The organism is Luteimonas sp. e5, from assembly GCF_054031035.1.
Genome location: NZ_JBSTRX010000004.1, coordinates 112,452 through 132,219, shown reverse-complemented (window position 1 = coordinate 132,219; position 19,768 = coordinate 112,452). Strand labels below are relative to the sequence as shown.

Sequence of the window (19,768 nt, the reverse complement as noted above, 5' to 3'; positions counted from 1 at the left end):
CCTGCAACGCCGCCAGCTTAATCGCAAGCCGCTGAACATGCCGACCGCCGTCGCCATCCATGCCCTGGGCGTCAACCACCAGACCGCACCGGTAAGCGTGCGCGAGCGGTTGGCGTTCGACGCTGCCAGCCTGCCGCAGGCCTTGGCCTCGCTGCGCGGCATGCCGGGCGTGCACGAGGCCGCGATCATCTCCACCTGCAACCGCACCGAGGTCTATGCCGTCACCAACGACGATGGCGGCGTGCTGCAGGAATGGCTGGCGCAACGCCCGGGCGGGCGCCTGGCGCTGGACGATTACGTTTATCGCCATCGCGATGCCGACGCGGTGCGGCACCTGTTCCGCGTCGCCGCGGGGCTGGATTCGCTGGTGCTGGGCGAGCCGCAGATCCTCGGCCAGGTCAAGGAGGCCTGGGCCGCCGCACGCGGTGCCGGTGCACTGGGCAGCCAGCTCGACCGCCTGTTCCAGCAGGCGTTCGGCACCGCCAAGCATGCGCGCACGCATACCCGCATCGGCCAGAACCCGGTTTCGGTCGCCTCCACCGCGGTGCGTCTGGCGCAGAACACCTTTTCCCGGCTGCAGGACGCCACCGCATTGCTGATCGGTGCCGGCGAAACCATCGAACTCACCGCGCGGCATCTGGCCGAAGGCGGGGTCAAGCGCCTGCTGGTCGCCAATCGCACCCTGGCCCATGCGCAGGACATCGCCGGCCGCCACGGCGGCTTCGCGCTGCCGCTTGGCGAGATCGAGCGCCACCTGCCGGAAGCCGACATCGTGTTCTCGGCTACCGCCGCGCGCGAGCCGGTGCTGCGCGCCAGCCAGGTGCAGGACGCACTGGCCGCGCGCCGCCATCGCCCGATGCTGCTGCTGGATCTTGCCGTGCCGCGCGACATCGAGACCGACGCCGGCAAGTTGCGCGACGTGTTCCTGTATACCGTGGACGATCTCGAGCGCGCGGTGGAGGACAACCGGCGCAGCCGCCGCGAAGCCGCCGCCGAAGCCGAGGCCATCGCCACCCTGCACGCCGAACGCTTCATGGAACGCATGCGCCTGATCCGCAACGACGCGCCGCTGCGGCAGATGCGCGAATACGGCGAGCAGGCACGCGCCGACGCGCTGCGCAAGGCGCGGCGCATGCTCGAAGCCGGCGGCGACCCGGCCGGCGCGCTGGAACTCCTGGCGCACAGCCTGACCAATCGCCTGCTGCACAGCCCGACGGTGGCGCTGCGCGAGGCGGCCGCGAATGGGGATTTCGAGCTGGCGCGAGCCATCGCGCGGCTGTTCCCAGGCGATGAGGCCAGCGACAAGGACGACGATGCAAGCGAGCCTGCGGCACAAGCTTGAGGCGCTGGCCGAGCGCCGCGACGAGCTCGAACGGCTGCTGTCCGACCCGGCGGTGATCGCCGATGCGGCGCTGTTCCGGCGTCATTCGCGCGAGTTCGCCCGGCTCGAACCATTGGCACGCGCACTCGCCGAGGAACGCCAGGCACGCGCCGACCTGGAGGCCGCGCGCGGGATGCTGGACGACCCCGAGCTGGCAGCGATGGCCGGCGAGGAAATCGATGCCGCACAGGCACGCATCGAGGCACTGCAAGCCGAACTGATGGGCCACCTTGCGCCGCGCGATGCGCGCGACGATGGCAGCCTGTACCTGGAAGTGCGCGCCGGTACCGGCGGCGACGAGGCGGCGATCTTCGCCGGTGACCTGTTCCGCATGTATTCGCGCTATGCCGAGCGCATGGGCTGGAAGGTCGAAGTCGAATCGGCCAATCCGGGCGAGCATGGCGGCTTTCGCGAGATCGTCGCCCGCATCGATGGCGAAGGTGCCTATTCGCGACTCAAGTTCGAGTCCGGCACCCACCGTGTGCAGCGCGTGCCGGAAACCGAATCGCAGGGCCGCATCCACACTTCGGCGGCGACGGTGGCGATCATCGCCGAGGAAGCCGGCGACATCGAGATCGAAGTCAATCCGGCCGAGCTCAGGGTCGATACCTTCCGCTCCAGCGGCGCCGGTGGCCAGCACGTCAACAAGACCGAATCGGCGATCCGCATCACCCACCTGCCCAGTGGCGTGGTGGTGGAAAGCCAGAGCGAGCGCAGCCAGCACGCCAACCGCGACAAGGCGATGAAGCGGCTCAAGGCGATGCTGGTCGAAGCCGAGGTCGAACGCCGCAACGCCGCCCAAGCCGCGGATCGCAAGCTGCAGGTCGGCAGCGGCGATCGCAGCCAGCGCATCCGCACCTACAACTTTCCGCAAGGGCGGATCACCGACCATCGTGTCGAAGGCCTGACCCTGTATGACCTCGACAACGTGATGGACGGCCAGCTCGATGCATTGATCGAGCGGCTCGCGCGCGAAGCGCAGGCCGAGGCACTGGCACAGCTGGCGCGGGAGCCCTGACACCACACCACCGGCGGCGCTTACACTTCCGCAACACGCAGTGTGCTGAACTGATGGATCGCAGCCCCCGGAGCGATGATGAAAACCAGGGTTAGGCAAGCCGAACTTGAAGACGTGGACGCGCTGGTCCCGCTGTTCGATGCGTTCCGCCAGTTCTACGACCAGCCATCGGACCTCACCCGTGCGCGCAACTGGCTGCGCGCGCGCATCGGCGCCAACGAATCGGTGGTGCTGCTCGCCGAGCGTGGCGAGGAGCTGGTCGGCTTCGCCCAGCTGTACCCGATGTATTCCTCGGTACAGACCTCCAGCATCTGGGTGCTGAACGACATCTACGTGCCCCCGGAGAAACGCCGCATGGGCATCGCCAAGGCCCTGCTCAAGGCCGCGGTGGAGTATGCGCGCAACGACGGCGCCAGCCGCCTGCAACTGGAAACCGGACGCCGCAACGAGGCTGCGCGTGCGCTGTACCGCGATGCCGGCTGGGAGGAAGACGACACCCAGTGGTATTCGGTGCTGCTGTAGGCGCAGGATTCGCGACTTCCTCCACCAACCACACACATGAAATCATCCGTTTACAACGCACTGATGGAGCCGCTGCAGCTCGAGCTCACGCGCATGGCGCATTGGGTCAAGGCGCGCGGGCAACGTGTCCTGGTGCTGATGGAAGGGCGCGATACCGCGGGCAAGGGCGGCGTGATCAAGGCCATCAGCGAACACCTCAACCCGCGGCAATGCCGCGTCGTCGCGCTGCCCAAGCCGGGGGAGCGCGAACAGGGCGAATGGTATTTCCAGCGTTACGTGTCACATCTTCCCGCCGCCGGCGAGATCGTGCTGTTCGACCGCAGCTGGTACAACCGTGCCGGGGTCGAAAAGGTGATGGGTTTTGCCAGCGCGGCGCAGGTCAAGGCATTCCTGAAACAGGCCCCGGTGTTCGAGCAGCAACTGGTGGACGATGGCATCCTGCTGTTCAAGTACTGGCTGTGCTGCGACCAGGAGCAGCAGGAAAAGCGCTTTGCCGAGCGCCGCGAAAACCCGCTCAAGGGCTGGAAGCTGTCGCCGATCGACATCGAAGCGCGCAAGCTCTACCACGCCTACACCGAGGCGCGCGAGGAGATGTTGCGCGCCACCCACACCGGGCACGCGCCGTGGACGCTGGTCGACTTCAATGACCAGAAGCTGGGCCGGCTGACCCTGATCCGCGACCTGCTCGACCGCCTGCCCGACACCCACGTCGACGAGCCGATCCCGGCGCTGCCTCCGTTGCCGGGCAAGCCGCTCAAGGAGTCGTATGGCGTGCTGCAGCCATTGCCCCCGTTCCAGGCCTGAGCCGCAACCGCTGCGCCTCAGGCGATGAAAAATCCCGGCGCGATCGCATCCGTCGCCACGTCTTCGCGGGTCAGGCGATCCACGCGCGCCTGCGGCGGGCCTTCCCGCAGCCACTCGTCCAGTGCATGGATGGCCGAGGCATCACCGGCCACCACCACTTCCACGCGGCCATCCTCGAGGTTGCGCGCATGACCATCGAGGCCCAGACGCAGCGCCACCTCGCGCGTGCCGGCACGAAAGTGCACGCCCTGCACCCGCCCCTGTACCAGGAAGCGCGCCGCTCTCACGCACCCGCCTCCGGGCCGCCGGCAGCGGCGATGGCTTCTTCCAGCAGGCGCGCGGTGACCGGGCCGACGAACTTGCGCACCAGCCGGCCCTGCGGATCGATCAACCAGGTCATCGGCAGCGCGGCGGCATGACCGAAGTCGGCGGGTGGCGATTGCGGATCCAGCTTCGCCACCGGGTATACCACCGGATGTTTGCCGAGGAACTCGCGCAGGGTGTCGGCATCGGCATCGTCATACGCCAGCCCCACCACCCTTACGTGCTCGCGCATCGCGTCCAGTGCGGACAGCTCGGGCATTTCCTCGATGCACGGCCCGCACCAGGTGGCCCAGTAATTGACCACCACCCACTGACCGCGCTGCGCGGCGAGATCGAAGCGCTCGCCATCCAGCGTCTCCACTTCGAGTACCGGAACATCGCCTTCGGCGGCCGGCTTGGTGATGTTGCCGGCGGCACCCTGCGGGGTCGGCCGCGCATCGTCCACGGCGGGCTCGGGCGCCGGCTTGCAGGCAGCCAAGGCCAGCGCCAACGGCAGAACGGACAACAGCAGGCAACAGCGGAGGCGGTTCATTTTTCGGTTTCCTCGGGAAGGGATTCATAGATGCTGGCGACCTTGCGCTTGAGCAGGTCGCGCAGCGGCAGGCGCAGGTCGTCGAGTGCGTCGGATACGCGGCAGCCAAGCACGTCCTCGCGCCCGGGCAGGCGTGCTTCGCTGATCGGGATGCGCAGATGGCAGGCTTCGTACAGCTCGGCCATGGTGATCTGGTCGAGGTCACGCGCCAGCATCCACTCGCCCGATTCGGCGCGCGCCACCAAGTGGATTTCGTCCAGCTGGCAGAGGAAATCCTGGATCAGCTCGTCGGTCAGGATCGGCTCGCGCGCCTGGATCTCGTCCACGTGCAGGCCGCGGCCCTCGCGCCGCGCCAGTTGCAGGCGACCGAGCAGGCGCAGCAGGCCATAGATCTCGTAGCCTTGCGGCAGGCGCAACGCGGCGGGCTGGTAACGGAACGCCGACAGGCTGGCGGCGAACGAGGCGCCGAACAGCACCGAGGCCCAACCGAGGTAGATCCACAGCAGGAAAATCGGTGCCAGCGACAGTGCGCCATACAGGTTCCGGTACACCTCCGAATTGGCAAAGTAGAAGCCGATGCCCCATTTGATGAGATCGAACGCGGCGGCCGCGAGCACGGCGCCGGCCAGCGCATGCCGCCATTTCACCGTGCGGTGCGGCACCACCCGGTACAGGATGGTGAAGCAGGCGACCTCGATCAGGATCGGCGTGCCGCGCTGCATCGCTTCGGCCAGCCACTGCCCGGCGCTGGTTTCGAAAAACGCCAGCTTGAACAGCCGCGTCGACAGCGCCAGGCTGGTCGCGGCCAGCAATGCGCCCAGCGTGAGCACGGTCCAGTACACCAGGAAGCGACCCAGCTTCGGTCGCGCGGTGGCCACTCGCCAGATGCGGTTGAAGATCGCCTCCACGCTGTTCAGCGTGACCAGCAGCGAGACGATCAGCGCGATCACCCCGGCCCAGGTCATCTGCGCCTTGTTCTCCAGCGTGCCCTGCAGCCAGCTCTTCACCGCTTCGGCCGCGCGCGGCACGAAGTTGCTGAAGATGTAATCGCCCAGCGCCGCGTTCCAGCGCTCGAAACCGGGGAATGCCGAGAGCACGCCGAACACCACGAACGAGAGCGGCACCAGCGCGAACGCAGTGGTGAACGCCAGCGCGCCGGCGGCCTCGAACAGGCGGTCGTCGACGAAGCGGCGACCGACGAAGCGGGCAAAGCTCAGCATCCGCGCGCGATCGTGGATGCGCTCCATCAGCTGCGCGCGCAGGCGCTGGTGCGGCAGGACTCCGGCCATCGGCAAAGACTAGCGCATTACACTGTCGCGCCCGATGGTGGACGCGAACGATGGCGGAAATCCTGGTGCTGTACTACAGCCGTGGCGGCTCGGTGGCCAACCTGGCGCGACAGATCGCGCGCGGCGTGGGCGAAATCGAGGGCATGAGCGCGCGCCTGCGCACCACCCCGCCGGTGGCGGTGCAGACCGAAGTGGCGCTGCCGCCGGTGCCCGAATCCGGCGCACCCTATGCCAGTCATGCCGATCTGCGCGAATGCGCAGGCCTGGCACTGGGCAGCCCGACCCGGTTCGGCAACATGGCCGCGCCGGTCAAGCACTTCCTCGACGGTCTCGGCAGCGAATGGGCCAACGGCACGCTGATCGGCAAGCCGGCCGGCGTGTTCACCTCCACCGCGACCATGCACGGCGGCCAGGAATCGACCCTGCTGTCGATGATGGTGCCGCTGCTGCACCACGGCTGCCTGCTGTGCGGCATCCCCTACAGCGAGGCGCGGCTGTCCTCCACCCGCAGCGGTGGCACGCCGTACGGCCCGAGCCATGTCGCCGGCAATGCGCATGACCCGCAGCTCAGCGACGACGAGGCCGAGCTGGCCCGCGCCTTCGGTCGGCGCCTCGCGGAAACCGCGCGCAGGCTCGGCACATGAGCCGCCACCTGCTGCTGGTCGCGCTGCTGCTGCTCGCCGCGCTGCTGGCCTGGGGTTTCCGTGGGCAACCGCTGGTGGCCGCGTTCGCCGCCCTGCCCCCGGCACTGATCGCCGCGGCACTCGCCATGGGCCTGCGCAGCGCCGGGTTCTGGGCCGGGGTGTTCGCGCTCGGCTGGTTCTCCTACGGGGTGATGGAAGCGTGGACCCTGCACGGCACGGCACGCCTGTATGCGCTCGGCATCCTCGCCTTGTCGCTGGTGATCGTCATCGCCAGCAGCTGGGCCGGACTCAAGGCCCGCTTCGGCCGCAACACCCCCGACTGAACTGCGCCAGCCCGCACCACGCCCGCCGTACAATGGCGCTTTCGCAGTGGAGCACGCAATGGAAGACCTGCTCATCGTCACCACCGGCGGCACCATCGACAAGGTGTATTTCGATGCCAAGTCCGATTACCAGGTGGGCGAGCCGCAGATCGGCAAGATCCTCGCCGACCTCGGCGTGGCGTTCCGCTTCCACGTGATCCCGCTGCTGCGCAAGGACTCGCTGTTCATCGACGATGCCGACCGCGAATTGATGCGCGCGACCATCGCCGCGCAGGACGAGCGCTGCGTGCTGGTCACCCACGGCACCGATTCGATGGTGGAAACCGCCAAGGTGCTCGCGCGCATCCAGGACAAGACCATCGTCCTCACCGGCGCGCTCAACCCTGCCCGCTTCGAGGGCTCCGACGCCGAGTTCAACATCGGCTGCGCGGTGGGCGCGGTGCAATCACTGCCGGCCGGCGTCTACATCGCCATGAACGGGCGCATCTGGAACCCGGAAAACGTGCGCAAGAACGTCGAGGCAAACCGCTTCGAGCCACTCTGAAACCACCGGCGGCAGCCCACCCGCCCGTGCTTGCCGGCTGTCCTGCCGCACGGTCAGCTGCGCGTGCTGCTTCGTGCGGAACGGACTTGTTTTAGCGTGTCGGCGAACATCGTGATGAAACCCTCGGCCGGAAGCGAAGGCGGCCGATCCTCCAGATACACGCATTCGATGCGAAAGCTGATTGCAGGATCGATCGGTCGACAGTCGACGAGTTCGTCAATGCTTGCTCGTGCGGTGAACTCATCCACCACCGCCATGCCTGCCCCGCATCGAGTCAGTGCAGCCGCCAGGTAATAAGTCTGGTTCGATACCACTTCTTCGATCTCGACACCTTGTCGCTTGCAGGCGACTGCCAACAGGTCACCCACCGGTCCGCTGTTGGCCAACCCCACCATTTTCTGCCCATCGAGCTGCGCCAAAGGCACGGGTCCGTCAGGCAGGTCGGCACCGGCCTTCTGGAACAGCAGCATCAACCGGCCACGTCCCAGCTTCCGGTGTTGCATGCGCGGATGACGCGGCGGGTCGTACACGAAAGCGATATCGCACTGGCGTTCATACAACGCTTGGAACACGTCGCCATGGTGCAGGGTCTGTACATCGAACGTGACCTCCGGATGTCGCTGCCGGTACGCGGTAATGGCACGTGGAGCGACATGCAAGCCAAGCGAGGGCACCACGGCAAGGCGAATGTGCGCGGCTCCGGGGCTGTGGATATTGGCGATCGTCTTTCGCAACGAACCCATGCGCTCGTAGATGTCCTTGACCTCCAGGAACAGCGCATGCGCCTCGTCAGTGGCCACCAGTCGGCCACGCACCAGAGTGAACAGCTTGAAGCCCAACTGGTTCTGCGTGTGGTGCAACACCTTGCTGACCGAAGGTTGCGAGACATGCAGCGCCCGTGCGGCGGCACTTATCGAGCCGGTGGTATACACCGCATGGAAAACTTCAATCTGACGTGCACGCATGCGCGTCATGGTAGGCCAACAGGCCGCAGTGATTCATCGACTGCGGGACTCCTCGCCCATGGCCAGTGCCACCGCACGTTCCGCACTGCCCATGGCCAGTGTCCAGCCCAGCATCCCGTGCCCGGCATTGCATACAAGACCCGGTGCCGGTGAAACGATCAACGGCACCGACTGCGGCGTGGCTGGACGCAATCCAGCCCAATGGCTCTCGATGCGCGTGTAATCGACCGCGCCGGGCAAGGCCTTACGGGCCATCGCCACGAGCTGATCGACACGGGCCAGGTCCGGCTCCGGATTCCAGTCACCGACATCGGCAAACCCGGCCACCCGCATGCGATCGCCCAAGCGACAGAACACCAGCTTGCGTACCGTATCGGTGATGCTGGCCCGGGGCGGGTTCGACCCACAGGGCGCGGTGAACGAATATCCCTTCACCGCCATCAGCGGCAGCTTCACGCCGAGCGGACGCATCAGCGCGGCACTGTCGATCCCGGCGCAGACGATGACACGCCGACCCCGTATCTCGCGGCCATCATGGGCGACCAGCGTCCAGCTTCCATCCTGCGGCTGCATGTTCTTCAAGCCGAATCCGAAGCACGCCCGCACCGCGTAGTGCCGATGCAGGATCGTGAGCAGTTCCGCACAGAAGCGATGCGGGTCCCCCACTTCTTCCTCTGGACTGTACACCACCCCGGCAAGGCCGCTCACCCCTGCAAGCGCAGGCTCGATGGCCACTGCCTGCTCCGGACCAAGCAGCGTCTGGTTCACGCCGTGCTGCCGTTTCAGCGCGACCATCGCCGCGCTGGCACGCAAGGCGGAAGCGCTGTAGTACACATGCATCTTGCCGGGCTTGGCATGCGCGAAATCGATCGGGTGCTTCTCGAGCAGCCTGGTCATCGCATCGTGCGATTCCTGCGCCAAGGCCAGTGTGCGCAGGGTGTTTCGCTGCATGCGGCGGCGAGTGCTGTTGCCCAGCAGGGTCAAACCCCACGACCAGATCGCCGGGTTGCCGGCCAGACGCATGCGGAACGCCGGATCACGGCCGGCTACGATACGCGGCAGCTGTGGCCACAGCGACGGACCGGCCATGGCATCGGTATACGCATAGCTGAGCTGGCCGCCGTTGGCGAACGAGGCACCCAGCGCGGGACCATCGGCCTGATCGATCAGTTGCACCGACAGGCCGCGTCGCGCCGCCGCGTAGGCCGTGGCCACCCCGACAACGCCGGCACCGATCACCACCACATCGCAGAGCCCGCCCTCCGGCTCCCGGGGCCATCGGGTGTCCGTGCCGGCAGCACGCTCAAATGGGGTGATGTCGCGCATCGGCCTCATGCTCTCTCAATGTCGGGTCCGGCCCAGATTACTGTCACATTCCGGGTCGGCTGTACCATCCCGGGCAACGATCCCGAAGGTCTGCAACTCCATTCCGTCGCTGCAGTTCAGGTGTATACGGCATCGACATCAAGCCTCCCTTTCACGGCACCATGAGGCATGGCATCTCAGCCAGCCTGACGAAGCCTAGCTTCGCATGGCACTGTCCGGGTGTCGGAATGTTTGGACAGGGGTTAACTTGCGGCTATGGGCAACTGGGCCACATAACCACAGGGTATGGCGTGGTGCAGGAATGATGGGGGACATCCCCCCCTATTTTGTGCATGGTGGATGCAACCTCGCCACAACCACCCTGGCCAGCGCGCTGGACTCGCACCGGACCGTGGCGAACGACATGCACCGGAACCCGGAGGGAGGGCGCCATGCATCGACTGATCAACGCCGCACTTGCTGTCTTGACGGCAGCCTGCCTCACGCTTGCACCCGCAAGCCTGCCGGCCCAGACCCGGCAACTGCTCAACTACGACGCCATCCACAAGCCCGAAGTCGGTGATGCCGGCATGGTGGTCAGCCAGAACGAGGCAGCCAGCCAGGCAGGCGCACAGATACTTCGCGAAGGCGGGAATGCGGTGGATGCGGCGATTGCAACTGCCTTCGTGCTGGCTGTCACCCTGCCGCGCGCCGGAAACATCGGCGGCGACGGATTCATGCTTATCCATCTTGCGGACGGCAAGCGCGACATCGCCATCGACTACCGCTCCATGGCACCCGCTGCGGCATCCCTGGATCTGTATGTCGACGAGAATGGCGAGTTGTCCGGGCACAACGCCGGCATCCGCTCGGCAGGTGTCCCGGGCACCGTTGCCGGACTCGCATTGGCCCACGAAAAATATGGCCGCCTGGCGTGGAAGCGCCTCCTCGCGCCGGCGATCGCGATGGCCGAGCAAGGCATCGTGCTCAGTCGGGACGAAGCATTTGCACTTGATTGGGGCAAGCAACGCCTGGCGCGAAGTGCCGCCGGGGCAAGTGTTTTCCTGCATCCTGATGGACAAGCTTTGCGTGCAGGCGAGCGCCTGGTGCAAACGGATCTTGCTTGGTCCCTGCGCCAGATCGCCGAACATGGGGCCGATGCGTTTTACCGTGGTGCCATCGCCGAGCGTTTGGATGCAGGCATGCGCAAACACGGTGGGCTGCTTCGCAAGAGCGACCTCGCTGCGTACCGCGCAATCGAGCGCACACCGTTGCGCTCCACTTACCGTGGCCACGAAATCATCACCATGCCGCCTGCCAGTGGCGGCGGGCCCGGGGTGGTCGTTGCACTGAATCTGCTTGAGCAATTCGATCTTGCCAAGATGGGTGCCGGTTCAGCCGATGCCCTGCATCTCCTGGCCGAAGCGAGCAAGCTGTCATGGCGTGATCGCCTGGCCCATATGGGCGATCCGGGTTTCGTGTCGGTCCCGCTGGCCGGGCTGGCAGACAAGGCTTATGCATCCAGGCGGGCCTCGAACATCAGGTTGCGCCGCGCTGCACCTGCCGCCCGCGTCGTCGCCGGTGACCCCTGGAAGCATGAAAGTGACCAAACCACGCACTTTTCCGTGCTCGATGCGGAAGGCAATGCGGTCAGCAATACCTTCACCATCGGTGCGGACTTCGGGTCGGGCGTGATGATCGAGGGAACCGGATTCCTGCTGGGCAACCTGATCGGCAACTTCTCCCTGCGCGCTCAACTGGAAGCCGCCCGGTCCGGAAAACAGCCGCCCGCCAATTCCATGCGCCCGGGCCACCGGCCCATCTCCAGCATGGCACCGACCATGTTGTTCCGCGACGGGCGCCCATGGCTGATCACCGGCAGCCCAGGCGGCAACACCATCCCGGGAACGATCGTGCAAATGATCGTGAACGTGGTCGACTTCGGCATGAACATCGCCGACGCCACCGCCTTTCCACGCATCCATCAGCACATGGATCAAGAGGGCAAGCTGCAGGTCGAGCCCGGCTTGAGTCCGGACACCCTGACACTCCTGCGCAAACGCGGACACAACATCTTTTCCAACGAAACCATCGGCAGCACGCAAACCCTGCGCACCGAGCGGGGAACGGTGGAGGGCGCCGCCGATCCACGGCGACCTGGCGCAACGGCGGTTGCGCAGTAATGGCTTGCTTCATTTGGTCACCAAGCAGGCTCGGCATGGCACGAGCATGCCGGACGCAGACCATGGGGCCCGGTTCATCAGGCCGGAGCTGCCAGAGCCGGCAGGGGGCATCGTTCTCGAGCAGGAGGCGTTCTGAAAGCATCGTTTGACAGCAAGAACGTGTTTCAGGTGACAACACTGCCGCAACAAGCAAATGTGCGGTGCGTATTCGATTGACGGAGGGAGATCATGAAGGTTCATCGAAAGAAGCTGCTGGCGGTGATGGTGGGGGCAGCCATCACGGGCAATATCGCGTTTGCCCAGACCCCTGCGGAGCAGCAGGCTGCATCACCGCAACCACCTCCCTCGCAATCGCCGACGCCCGAGCAGACTGAAGAACAGGATTCCGCGCCGCCGTCGGATACCAAGCTCGATGCGGTCGTGGTCGTTGGAAGCCGGTTTGCAGGCACGCGTGAAGAAGGCATGGCGCCGGTCAATGTCCTGAGCCAGGAAAGCATCGCGGAAACAGGTGCCATTTCGGGAGATGAGCTGCTTCAAGCCATCCCCCAGGTGGGCGACCTGATGTTCAACAACACGGATACCGCGGCCAACCTCAACGCTGCTCGTGGTGACGTAGGATCCATCAACCTGCGCAACCTCGGAACGGGCAACACATTGCTGCTGGTCAACGGCCGACGTGTCGTCGACCATTCCGGCACCCAGACCGAACGTCTGGTTCCGCGTCAAACCGGAAACATGAACGCCATTCCCTTGTATGGCGTGGATCGCACGGAAGTGCTCCTCGGTGGCGCGTCGGCCCTGTACGGCTCCGACGCGGTGGCCGGTGTCATCAACGTCGTCATGGATACGCGCTTCGAAGGCTTCCAGGTTCAGGGGCAATACGGCGGTTCGGAAGGCACGGATTTCCGCCAAGGGAACATCAACTTCAAGGCGGGCAAGTGGTTCAACAATGACCGCACCCGCATCACCGTGCTGGGCGGCCAAACCCGCCGTTCGGACCTGCCTGCGACCGAGCGTGAATACAGCGCATACATGAACCGCATGGCGGATGTCGAAGGTACGCCATTCGAGGGCCTGACGGCATTCGACGGCCGCATAAGCTCCAGTGCGTGGGGCGCGTTCCAGACCGTGGATGGCAGTCGCGTCCGCCAGGGCGGCACCAGCATCACCAGCGCAACCGGCTACCTGCGCATCACCCCCACCGATGGTGGTTGCGTGGCGGCCGTCAATGACGACGCGTGCATCAAGACCGGGTCGACAAACGATCGCGCGCTGTATTTCAATGCTGCCCCACAGCGCAACCTGCTCGGCTCGGTCAGGCGGAACAACATCTTCAGCACGATCGAACATGACATCAACGATGAATTCGTCATGTTTGGCGAGGCGAGCTATTACGACGCCGAATTCAAGAGCATGCGCGAGCAGGCAGCATCATTGGGGGCTGCGGCACAGATCGTTTCCAAGAACAATTACTACAACCCACTGGGCGCCATGTACCTGCCCGACGGCTCGCTCAATCCCAATCGACTGCCGGGGATCGATGCACCCGAGGAAGGCCTGGACCTCAGGATCGTGCGTTATCGTGCGACGGATTCGGAACGCCCGTACACGGTCGACGACAAGTCGTATCGTGCACTCGTCGGTGTGCGCGGAATGCTGGGCAGCTTCGACTGGGAAAGCGCCATCCTGTACTCCGCTGCACGCACGCGCGACACCCAGTTCGGTTCGATCAGCAACACCCTGTTTGCGGAAGCGCTCGGACGCAGCGATCCCAGCGCATACAACCCGTTCGCGGGTGGCAATCCGCTCGACTGGACGCTGCCGCGCGATCCAGCACTGAATGCCGATGCCATTGCCAGCTTCAGCGTGCCGGTCGTGCGCGTGAGTCGCAGTTCGCTCTTCCAGGTCGACTCGCGCTTCATCAAGGACAACCTGTTCAGTTGGCGGGCCGGCAACGTCGGCCTCGCATTTGGTGTGGAATGGCGAAGGGAAACACTGAAGGATGATCGCGACGATCGCCTGGATGGAACCATCACCTATACCAATCCATTGACGGGCGGCATCACCAGTGACGTGCTGGGCGCCAGTCCATCGCCGGACAACAGCGGACACCGGTCGGTGGCTTCAGGTTACGTGGAATTCGCGGTCCCCCTCGTTTCCCCCGACATGAACATTCCGCTGGTCCGGGCTCTGGACATGCAGCTGGCCGGGCGCTACGAGCGTTACTCGGACTTCGGCAGCGTGGCCAAGCCCAAGGTGGCACTCGCATGGGATCTGTTCGATGGCCTCATGTTCCGCGCCAACTGGTCACAGAGCTTCCTGGCTCCGAACATCATGCAGATGTACTCGACCGGCACGACCGTAAGCAACACGCGAACCGACTACTACGTGTGTGAAGCGGATATCCGGAAAGGTCTCATCAATGGCGTGCACCGCTGCACGCGCTCCTACAGCACCGTCGCAGAGCGCAGCGGCAACCGCGACCTCAAGCCGGAGGAAGCCGAAACCTGGGCTGCCGGCTTCGTGTTCCAGCCCAAGTTCCTGCCTGCTTCGGCTGGCCGCCTGACCCTCACTGCCGATTACTGGTCGATCAAGCAGGATGACGTGATCGGAATCCTGGGCGAAGCCTCCCACCTGGCGCTGGACTACCTCCTGCGCATGCAGGGGTCATACAACCCGGCGGTCATTCGCGATGCACCGACCGACGAGCGGATCGCGATTTTCGAAGGGTCGGGGCTGGAGCCGGTGGGCCAGGTCATCAAGGTCGAAGACAAGTACCTGAACCGCCTCCCGCGCCGGGCCCGCGGACTGGACTTCGGCATGAAGTGGAATCTGCGCACGGAAACGGCAGGCACGTTCAATCTGGGGCTCAATGCCACCCGCATGATCCAGCTGAGCCAGGAACCGACCGCCGAGGAGGAGCTCATCCAGGCTGCTCAGGAACAGGGCCTCATCGATTCCAACTTCGACATCCGCAATGCAGGGAGCCTTCTGGGCATAAACGGCTCACCAAAGTGGCGCTCGACGTTCAGTGCTTCCTGGCGATACAACAGCTGGAGCTTTGGCACGTTCGTGAGCCACGTCGATGGCTATCAATCGACCAGTGCACGCCTGGATGATGGAACGCTGTTCCGCGTGCCGAGCTGGAGTACCACCAACCTGTGGGCGGAATACCGTACCGGGAACATGGATGGCCTCCTTGGCCAGACGGCTTTCCGCCTGACGGTGCGCAACATCGCGGACCGTGATCCGCCGCTGACGACAGGTGCATTGGGCTTCAACTCCGCACTTCACAACGCCCTCGGACGTGGTTACTACCTGACCATCACCAAGACCTTCAAGTAAGCGCCGCCCCATGGCCCCGGGCCCGGCATGCATATGCATGCCGGGCTTTTTTCATTCCATGAAAGGGTGCGAAACACGTTCGGCCAGACACGCACAGGGATGCATGACACTGCCCGCATGAGACAATGCATCCCTTGGGTACTCGACGCGTGCGCCGGATTGCTGCCAGCTCACCGACATCTTGACCGCGCGCGGGGCTCCCGTCCCGGCCAAGTGGCTCCGGTCGAACCGGCAAGGCAGTCTCAACGCTCCGATCAATTGGCGGCCTGCCAGGATCCACGCTATCTGCGTATCTCACGCAATGTCTGCGAGAAGATTTTGACAAAACGCAAAACCGCCTCGGAGGGTGGGCGGTCTTCGAGATACGAGTATTGCACCTTGTATTTCAGCGGCGGCGAGAACGGCCTTGCAACCAGCGTCTCATCCACGCTTGCACGTGCGGTGAACTCGTCCACCACCGCCATGCCGGCGCCACAGCGTGCCAGCGCAGCAGCAATGTAGAAGGTCCCGTTGGAGACGACTTCGCGCACATTGACCTGCTGGCGTTCCAATTCCCGATTGAACAGATCGCCGACCGGGCCGCGTGATGTCAGACCCACGACATCACGCCCCTCCAGCATTCGAATCGATACGGTGTCGCCGACATCGGGCAACATGCTTCTTTCGAACAGCAACATCAACTGGGCGGTATCCAGGTCACGCCGCTTCATCCTCGGGTGCATCGGCGGATCGTAGGCAATCGCGATGTCGCATGTCCGCTCGTACAGTCCGCGAAACAGTTCGTCATAGTGCAGGGTCTGCACCTCGAAAGTGATCTCGGGGTGGAGTTGTCGGAAGTGGGTGATCGCAAGCGGCGTCGCATGAAGCCCCAGCGACGGCACCACGGCCAGACGGATGCGTCCGCTGGCAAGGTTGCGCAGGTTGCCCACTGTTTTGCGAAGCGAAGTCAGACGATTGAAGACTTCCGAGACTTCAATGAACAGCTCGTGCGCCTCCTCGGTGGGGACCAGCCGTCCACGCACCAGCTGGAACAGCTGCAGCCCGATCTGCTGCTGGGTATGCTGCAGCACCTTGCTGACCGAAGGCTGCGAAACATGCAATGCGCGTGCCGCGGCACTGATCGAACCTGCGGTGTAAACCGCATGGAAGACTTCGATCTGGCGGAAACGCATGCGCTGTCCTCCGACCCCGATGCACTGGCGGTCGACTATAGCTGTTTTGCGACACCCTCTCGGCGCGGATCGGCGGCTCCCTCCAGGGTACCGTTGCGAAGCAGCACGCCATGCAGACCCGAGTTTTCACCGGACCCCGGCACGACTTCGATACCCAGTTCCAATAGCTGCTGGCGCAGTGATGGCGCGAATGCGCGCGCTTCGCCATTGAAGCGTTCGCCGCGCGCGACCAGATTCGGCAAGTCGACTGCCTGCTGCAAGGGCAAACCCCAATACAACGCACCGACCAGAGTCTTGCCGATGTAGGCGGGAATGGCGCCACCACCAGGCGACCCGATCGCACCGACGAAACGACCCTGTTGATCGAGCACGATGACCGGCGACATCGATGAGCGTGACCGCTTGCCCGGTGCGATCGCGTTGGCTGCCGACTCGCCGGGTGACCACGAAAAGTCAGTGAGCTGATTGTTGAGCACCATTCCGCCAACCACCCGCCCCGAGCCGAAGTACGACTCGATGGTTGTCGTCATCGAGACCACATTGCCGTCGCGGTCCATGACCACCAGATGGCTGGTACCTGCGGGTTCGCGCGTAGCGTCTGCGTCAGCTGCTCGTGCACCGGGTGGGTTCCCATACCTGTACGCACCCGCTGCCGCACGCGCGCCGATCAATGCGCGGCGAGAGGCCAGATAGTCGGGGTCAAGCAACCCTTCAACCGGAACGCTTACGAACGCCGGGTCCCCGATGTAATGATCGCGGTCGGCATACATCAGCCGACTGGACTCGGCAAACAGCAGCCACGATCTCGGGTCATCGGGACCACGCTCCGCAATGTCGGTACGGTCAAGCAGCAGCATCAGCTGCAACACCCCGACCCCGCTTGACGGCGGTGGCGGTGCGCAAATCACCCACGCGCGCAGCGGCCTGCACAGCGCATCCTCACGCTCCACCTTGTTGTTGGCAAGGTCATTCACGGTCGCCTGCGCCGGGTTCGGCGGCTGGTTGATGCGGGCGACAATCGCCTCTGCCAGTGGCCCCGACTGCAGTGCTGCAGCACCGTTTCGAGCGATCAGGGCAAGGCTTTCGGCATAGGCCGGATTGCGGAAGGTGTCGCCGGCACGCAGCGGGGTGCCGTCTGCGCGCGAAAACAGCTTCACCACGTCGGGTGCGGACGCCTGCAGGAAGGTGCCATCAATATGCTGCTGCAGCCGCGGAGTGACGGCAAACCCCTCCCTGGCACGTATGGAGGTCGACTCGAACAAGCTCCCCCACGCGAGCCTTCCATGTGTGCGGTGTGCCAGTTCCAATGCGGGCAAGACTCCGGGCACCCCGGTAGCACGCCCGCTCAGCATCGCATGTTCATAACTGAGCGGACGACCTTCGGCATCGGAAAACATCGTTGGCGTTGCGCTGGCTGGTGCACGTTCACGGCCGATATAACTGTCGATCGTTCCTGTTGCAGCATCGTAATGGAGCAGGATCGCGCCACCTGCCAAGCCGGAGCTCTGAGGTTCCACCAGACCCAGCATCGCCTGCACGGCGATCGCCGCATCGATCGCGCTGCCGCCACGACGCAGTACGTCCAACCCGGCTTCCGTGGCCAGCGGGTGTGCGCTGCTGACAAAGCCCGAGTGCGACGGTCTCGATGGCACGGTTTGCGTCAAAGGGGCTCGTGTGGTGCCGCAGCCGGCAACCAACAGCGTGATGAGCAGGAAAATCACTGCATTGCGGAATCTTGTCGCTGATGACGCAATCATCGAACCAACCCTTTCTCGTGGATGACGGACGCGATATGTCCGGAGACAAGCGCAGGCCGTGGTGTGGTCTTGATACTATCGTCGTTGTCAAGGTTGCAGGGCGATCACCGCATCCAACATCATTCGATTGGTGATGACGTCCACATCCTCGGGTTATGGGCCTTGCCCCTGCTGCAATTCAGGTCCGCTCCGGCTCCACGCGGGTCCGAGCCGGAGCAATGACGCAATCACGTCATTTCCGGGAAACCCATTCCGGGAAAACCATGCGTACACCGGACGCGCACAGTGAGCGGCATGGGTAACTTCCGGCGTCATTCGTGCACGCTCCGGAATCAACGCTGGCAATGGATGGCATTGCTGCACTTCAGCGATGCACGATCACTTTCGGATTCAGCACGCCCCAAGCCGTGTACTGTTCGGACAAGCCGATGCCGGATACTTCCTGTGCCTCGACCTGGGTAATCTGATCCGCACCCTGCTTGCCGAACAACACGACTTCATCGCCGGGTTGCACGCCTGGAATATCGGTCACATCGACCATCGTGCTGTTCATGGTGACGCGCCCGACCACCGGCGCACGTTGGCCGCGAATCAGCACGCTTCCCTTGTTCGAGTATGCTCGCGCATATCCATCCGAATACCCCACCGACAAGTTCGCCAACAGCGAGTCTCGTTTCAGCGTGAATGTGCGGTCATAACTCACGGTACTGCCTGCCGGATACGCCTGAATAGTGGCTACGCGCGTCTTGAATGCAATCACGTGCTCGAACGGTGGTTTGGGCGTTCCGCTGTAACCATACATCGCGCCGCCCGGGCGTACCATGTCCAGATGTGCCTCCGGGACATTCTGGATGGCGAACGAGTTTGCAGTATGCAGCAACACATCCTCACGCCGGAGCATGGTATTGTCGAACAGCCATGCGATATCATGCCGGAACGCCGCCAGCCCCTGACGCACGTCGGCAAGCTCTTCGACGGGAAAATGCGTCATCACCCCGACCACACGCAAGCCCTCGGTGCCCATGAGTTCCAGCATGTCACGCCGCCCGGCCTCGGCACGCAACTCGAACCCGCTGCGGCTCATGCCGGCCGAATTCACTGACAAGTGAATAGGCGCCGGTCGGCGACGCCTCATCCTGGCAATGCCTTGCGCCTGCTCCAGACCGCCAACCAGCTCCTCGACATCATGGGGAATCGCTGCCGCGATCTCCGGCAAGGTTGCAGCGCGCACGCGCATCACTTTTCCGCGAAATCCGGAATCGCGCACCATGCGCGCCTCCTCATTGCTGGCAATGGCGACATGGCTAATTCCCGCCTCGATGATCTTCGGCATCACATGCTCGATTCCGACCCCATAGGCATTCGCTTTCAATACCGCACAAAACCGGGCACCTCCGACCAGCATCGCCTGGACCAGCTTCAAGTTGCGCTCGAATACATTCAGATCGACCTCGATCCAGGAATTAGGTGCGCTTATCGGCTTCCCGAGGTATCGTCCAAGTGGAGGTGCCGCACCGACTTCGACAGCTGCGACCAGTGCGGTGCCCGCAGCTGCGGCAATGAAGCGCCTGCGACGAAGGAAAAAGGAAGGGTCATCAATCATCACGATTCTCCGGCCGAACATCCGACAGGGACACTGCCAAAAAATGCACCGAGTTTT

The 19,768-nt window shown here is 64.3% G+C and carries 17 protein-coding genes; 9 read left to right on the top strand and 8 right to left on the bottom strand.

The window, feature by feature from the left end:
- The first annotated feature begins 37 nt into the window (after positions 1-37).
- The 4 genes from hemA (at position 38) to ppk2 (ending at position 3,725) form a co-directional block, all read left to right on the top strand.
- Positions 38-1,342: a glutamyl-tRNA reductase gene (gene hemA / locus ACW11F_RS12255; protein WP_456997230.1), complete on the top strand. Its 1,305-nt coding sequence runs from the start codon at positions 38-40 to the stop codon at positions 1,340-1,342.
- On the top strand, positions 1,314-2,399 hold the full coding sequence (gene prfA, locus ACW11F_RS12250; protein ID WP_456997229.1) for a peptide chain release factor 1: 1,086 nt from the start codon (positions 1,314-1,316) through the stop codon (positions 2,397-2,399). The genes hemA and prfA overlap by 29 nt, the downstream gene beginning before the upstream one ends.
- Before the next feature lie 78 nt (positions 2,400-2,477).
- On the top strand, positions 2,478-2,921 hold the full coding sequence (locus ACW11F_RS12245; protein ID WP_456997228.1) for an N-acetyltransferase family protein: 444 nt from the start codon (positions 2,478-2,480) through the stop codon (positions 2,919-2,921).
- A 36-nt stretch (positions 2,922-2,957) separates the two neighbouring features.
- Positions 2,958-3,725: a polyphosphate kinase 2 gene (gene ppk2, locus ACW11F_RS12240; RefSeq protein ID WP_456997227.1), complete on the top strand. Its 768-nt coding sequence runs from the start codon at positions 2,958-2,960 to the stop codon at positions 3,723-3,725.
- Between the two features lie 17 nt (positions 3,726-3,742).
- On the opposite strand, the gene ACW11F_RS12235 is transcribed toward ppk2, so the two are convergent.
- Genes ACW11F_RS12235 through ACW11F_RS12225 form a run of 3 tightly spaced genes read right to left on the bottom strand, consistent with a single transcriptional unit; the run spans position 3,743 to position 5,870 of the window.
- Positions 3,743-4,012 (bottom strand): acylphosphatase, encoded by a 270-nt coding sequence (locus ACW11F_RS12235; RefSeq protein WP_456997226.1) that lies wholly within the window; start codon positions 4,010-4,012, stop codon positions 3,743-3,745.
- Positions 4,009-4,581, bottom strand: a complete 573-nt coding sequence (locus ACW11F_RS12230) for a TlpA family protein disulfide reductase (RefSeq protein ID WP_456997224.1) — start codon at positions 4,579-4,581, stop codon at positions 4,009-4,011. The genes ACW11F_RS12235 and ACW11F_RS12230 overlap by 4 nt, the downstream gene beginning before the upstream one ends.
- Positions 4,578-5,870, bottom strand: a complete 1,293-nt coding sequence (locus ACW11F_RS12225; protein ID WP_456997223.1) for a YihY family inner membrane protein — start codon at positions 5,868-5,870, stop codon at positions 4,578-4,580. The genes ACW11F_RS12230 and ACW11F_RS12225 overlap by 4 nt, the downstream gene beginning before the upstream one ends.
- Before the next feature lie 50 nt (positions 5,871-5,920).
- Between ACW11F_RS12225 and wrbA the strand changes: the two genes are divergently transcribed.
- Genes wrbA through ACW11F_RS12210 form a run of 3 tightly spaced genes read left to right on the top strand, consistent with a single transcriptional unit; the run spans position 5,921 to position 7,381 of the window.
- Positions 5,921-6,514 carry an NAD(P)H:quinone oxidoreductase gene (gene wrbA / locus ACW11F_RS12220; protein ID WP_456997222.1) on the top strand — a complete coding sequence of 198 codons (594 nt, stop codon included), beginning with the start codon at positions 5,921-5,923 and terminating at the stop codon, positions 6,512-6,514.
- A complete protein-coding gene (locus ACW11F_RS12215; protein WP_456997221.1) occupies positions 6,511-6,837 on the top strand; it encodes a DUF2069 domain-containing protein in 327 nt (108 codons plus the stop codon). Before wrbA ends, ACW11F_RS12215 begins: the two co-directional genes overlap by 4 nt.
- Positions 6,838-6,895: 58 nt before the next feature.
- A complete protein-coding gene (locus tag ACW11F_RS12210; protein ID WP_456997220.1) occupies positions 6,896-7,381 on the top strand; it encodes an asparaginase domain-containing protein in 486 nt (161 codons plus the stop codon).
- A gap of 53 nt (positions 7,382-7,434) precedes the next feature.
- Here ACW11F_RS12210 and ACW11F_RS12205 read toward each other — a convergent pair whose 3' ends face one another.
- Positions 7,435-8,355 (bottom strand): LysR family transcriptional regulator, encoded by a 921-nt coding sequence (locus tag ACW11F_RS12205; protein WP_456997219.1) that lies wholly within the window; start codon positions 8,353-8,355, stop codon positions 7,435-7,437.
- Positions 8,356-8,379: 24 nt separating this feature from the next.
- On the bottom strand, positions 8,380-9,681 hold the full coding sequence (locus tag ACW11F_RS12200) for an FAD-dependent oxidoreductase (protein WP_456997218.1): 1,302 nt from the start codon (positions 9,679-9,681) through the stop codon (positions 8,380-8,382).
- Between the two features lie 422 nt (positions 9,682-10,103).
- Here ACW11F_RS12200 and ggt point away from each other — a divergent pair, with 422 nt between their 5' ends.
- Both ggt and ACW11F_RS12190 read left to right on the top strand, forming a co-directional pair.
- On the top strand, positions 10,104-11,834 hold the full coding sequence (ggt, locus tag ACW11F_RS12195; protein WP_456997217.1) for a gamma-glutamyltransferase: 1,731 nt from the start codon (positions 10,104-10,106) through the stop codon (positions 11,832-11,834).
- 228 nt (positions 11,835-12,062) lie between these two features.
- The gene (locus ACW11F_RS12190; protein ID WP_456997216.1) at positions 12,063-15,179 is read left to right on the top strand and encodes a TonB-dependent receptor domain-containing protein; all 3,117 of its coding nucleotides are present in this window, start codon (positions 12,063-12,065) and stop codon (positions 15,177-15,179) included.
- Positions 15,180-15,460: 281 nt separating this feature from the next.
- Here ACW11F_RS12190 and ACW11F_RS12185 read toward each other — a convergent pair whose 3' ends face one another.
- The 3 genes from ACW11F_RS12185 to alr all read right to left on the bottom strand — a co-directional run bounded on the left by ACW11F_RS12185 (position 15,461) and on the right by alr (position 19,711).
- On the bottom strand, positions 15,461-16,351 hold the full coding sequence (locus ACW11F_RS12185; protein ID WP_456997215.1) for a LysR family transcriptional regulator: 891 nt from the start codon (positions 16,349-16,351) through the stop codon (positions 15,461-15,463).
- A gap of 35 nt (positions 16,352-16,386) precedes the next feature.
- Positions 16,387-18,072: a gamma-glutamyltransferase family protein gene (locus tag ACW11F_RS12180; RefSeq protein WP_456997214.1), complete on the bottom strand. Its 1,686-nt coding sequence runs from the start codon at positions 18,070-18,072 to the stop codon at positions 16,387-16,389.
- Between the two features lie 400 nt (positions 18,073-18,472).
- Entirely contained in the window at positions 18,473-19,711 is a 1,239-nt protein-coding gene (gene alr, locus ACW11F_RS12175) for an alanine racemase (RefSeq protein ID WP_456997213.1), read from the bottom strand.
- Positions 19,712-19,768: the final 57 nt, after the last annotated feature.

Excerpts from the sequence above, each read along its gene's own strand:
- hemA (WP_456997230.1), top strand. The coding sequence starts at position 38 with ATGCCGACCGCCGTCGCCATCCATGCCCTGGGCGTCAACCACCAGACC.
- prfA (WP_456997229.1), top strand. The coding sequence starts at position 1,314 with ATGCAAGCGAGCCTGCGGCACAAGCTTGAGGCGCTGGCCGAGCGCCGC.
- ACW11F_RS12245 (WP_456997228.1), top strand. The coding sequence starts at position 2,478 with ATGAAAACCAGGGTTAGGCAAGCCGAACTTGAAGACGTGGACGCGCTG.
- ppk2 (WP_456997227.1), top strand. The coding sequence starts at position 2,958 with ATGAAATCATCCGTTTACAACGCACTGATGGAGCCGCTGCAGCTCGAG.
- ACW11F_RS12230 (WP_456997224.1), bottom strand. The coding sequence starts at position 4,581 with ATGAACCGCCTCCGCTGTTGCCTGCTGTTGTCCGTTCTGCCGTTGGCG.
- ACW11F_RS12225 (WP_456997223.1), bottom strand. The coding sequence starts at position 5,870 with ATGGCCGGAGTCCTGCCGCACCAGCGCCTGCGCGCGCAGCTGATGGAG.
- wrbA (WP_456997222.1), top strand. The coding sequence starts at position 5,921 with ATGGCGGAAATCCTGGTGCTGTACTACAGCCGTGGCGGCTCGGTGGCC.
- ACW11F_RS12215 (WP_456997221.1), top strand. The coding sequence starts at position 6,511 with ATGAGCCGCCACCTGCTGCTGGTCGCGCTGCTGCTGCTCGCCGCGCTG.
- ACW11F_RS12210 (WP_456997220.1), top strand. The coding sequence starts at position 6,896 with ATGGAAGACCTGCTCATCGTCACCACCGGCGGCACCATCGACAAGGTG.
- ACW11F_RS12205 (WP_456997219.1), bottom strand. The coding sequence starts at position 8,355 with ATGACGCGCATGCGTGCACGTCAGATTGAAGTTTTCCATGCGGTGTAT.
- ACW11F_RS12200 (WP_456997218.1), bottom strand. The coding sequence starts at position 9,681 with ATGAGGCCGATGCGCGACATCACCCCATTTGAGCGTGCTGCCGGCACG.
- ggt (WP_456997217.1), top strand. The coding sequence starts at position 10,104 with ATGCATCGACTGATCAACGCCGCACTTGCTGTCTTGACGGCAGCCTGC.
- ACW11F_RS12190 (WP_456997216.1), top strand. The coding sequence starts at position 12,063 with ATGAAGGTTCATCGAAAGAAGCTGCTGGCGGTGATGGTGGGGGCAGCC.
- ACW11F_RS12185 (WP_456997215.1), bottom strand. The coding sequence starts at position 16,351 with ATGCGTTTCCGCCAGATCGAAGTCTTCCATGCGGTTTACACCGCAGGT.
- alr (WP_456997213.1), bottom strand. The coding sequence starts at position 19,711 with ATGATTGATGACCCTTCCTTTTTCCTTCGTCGCAGGCGCTTCATTGCC.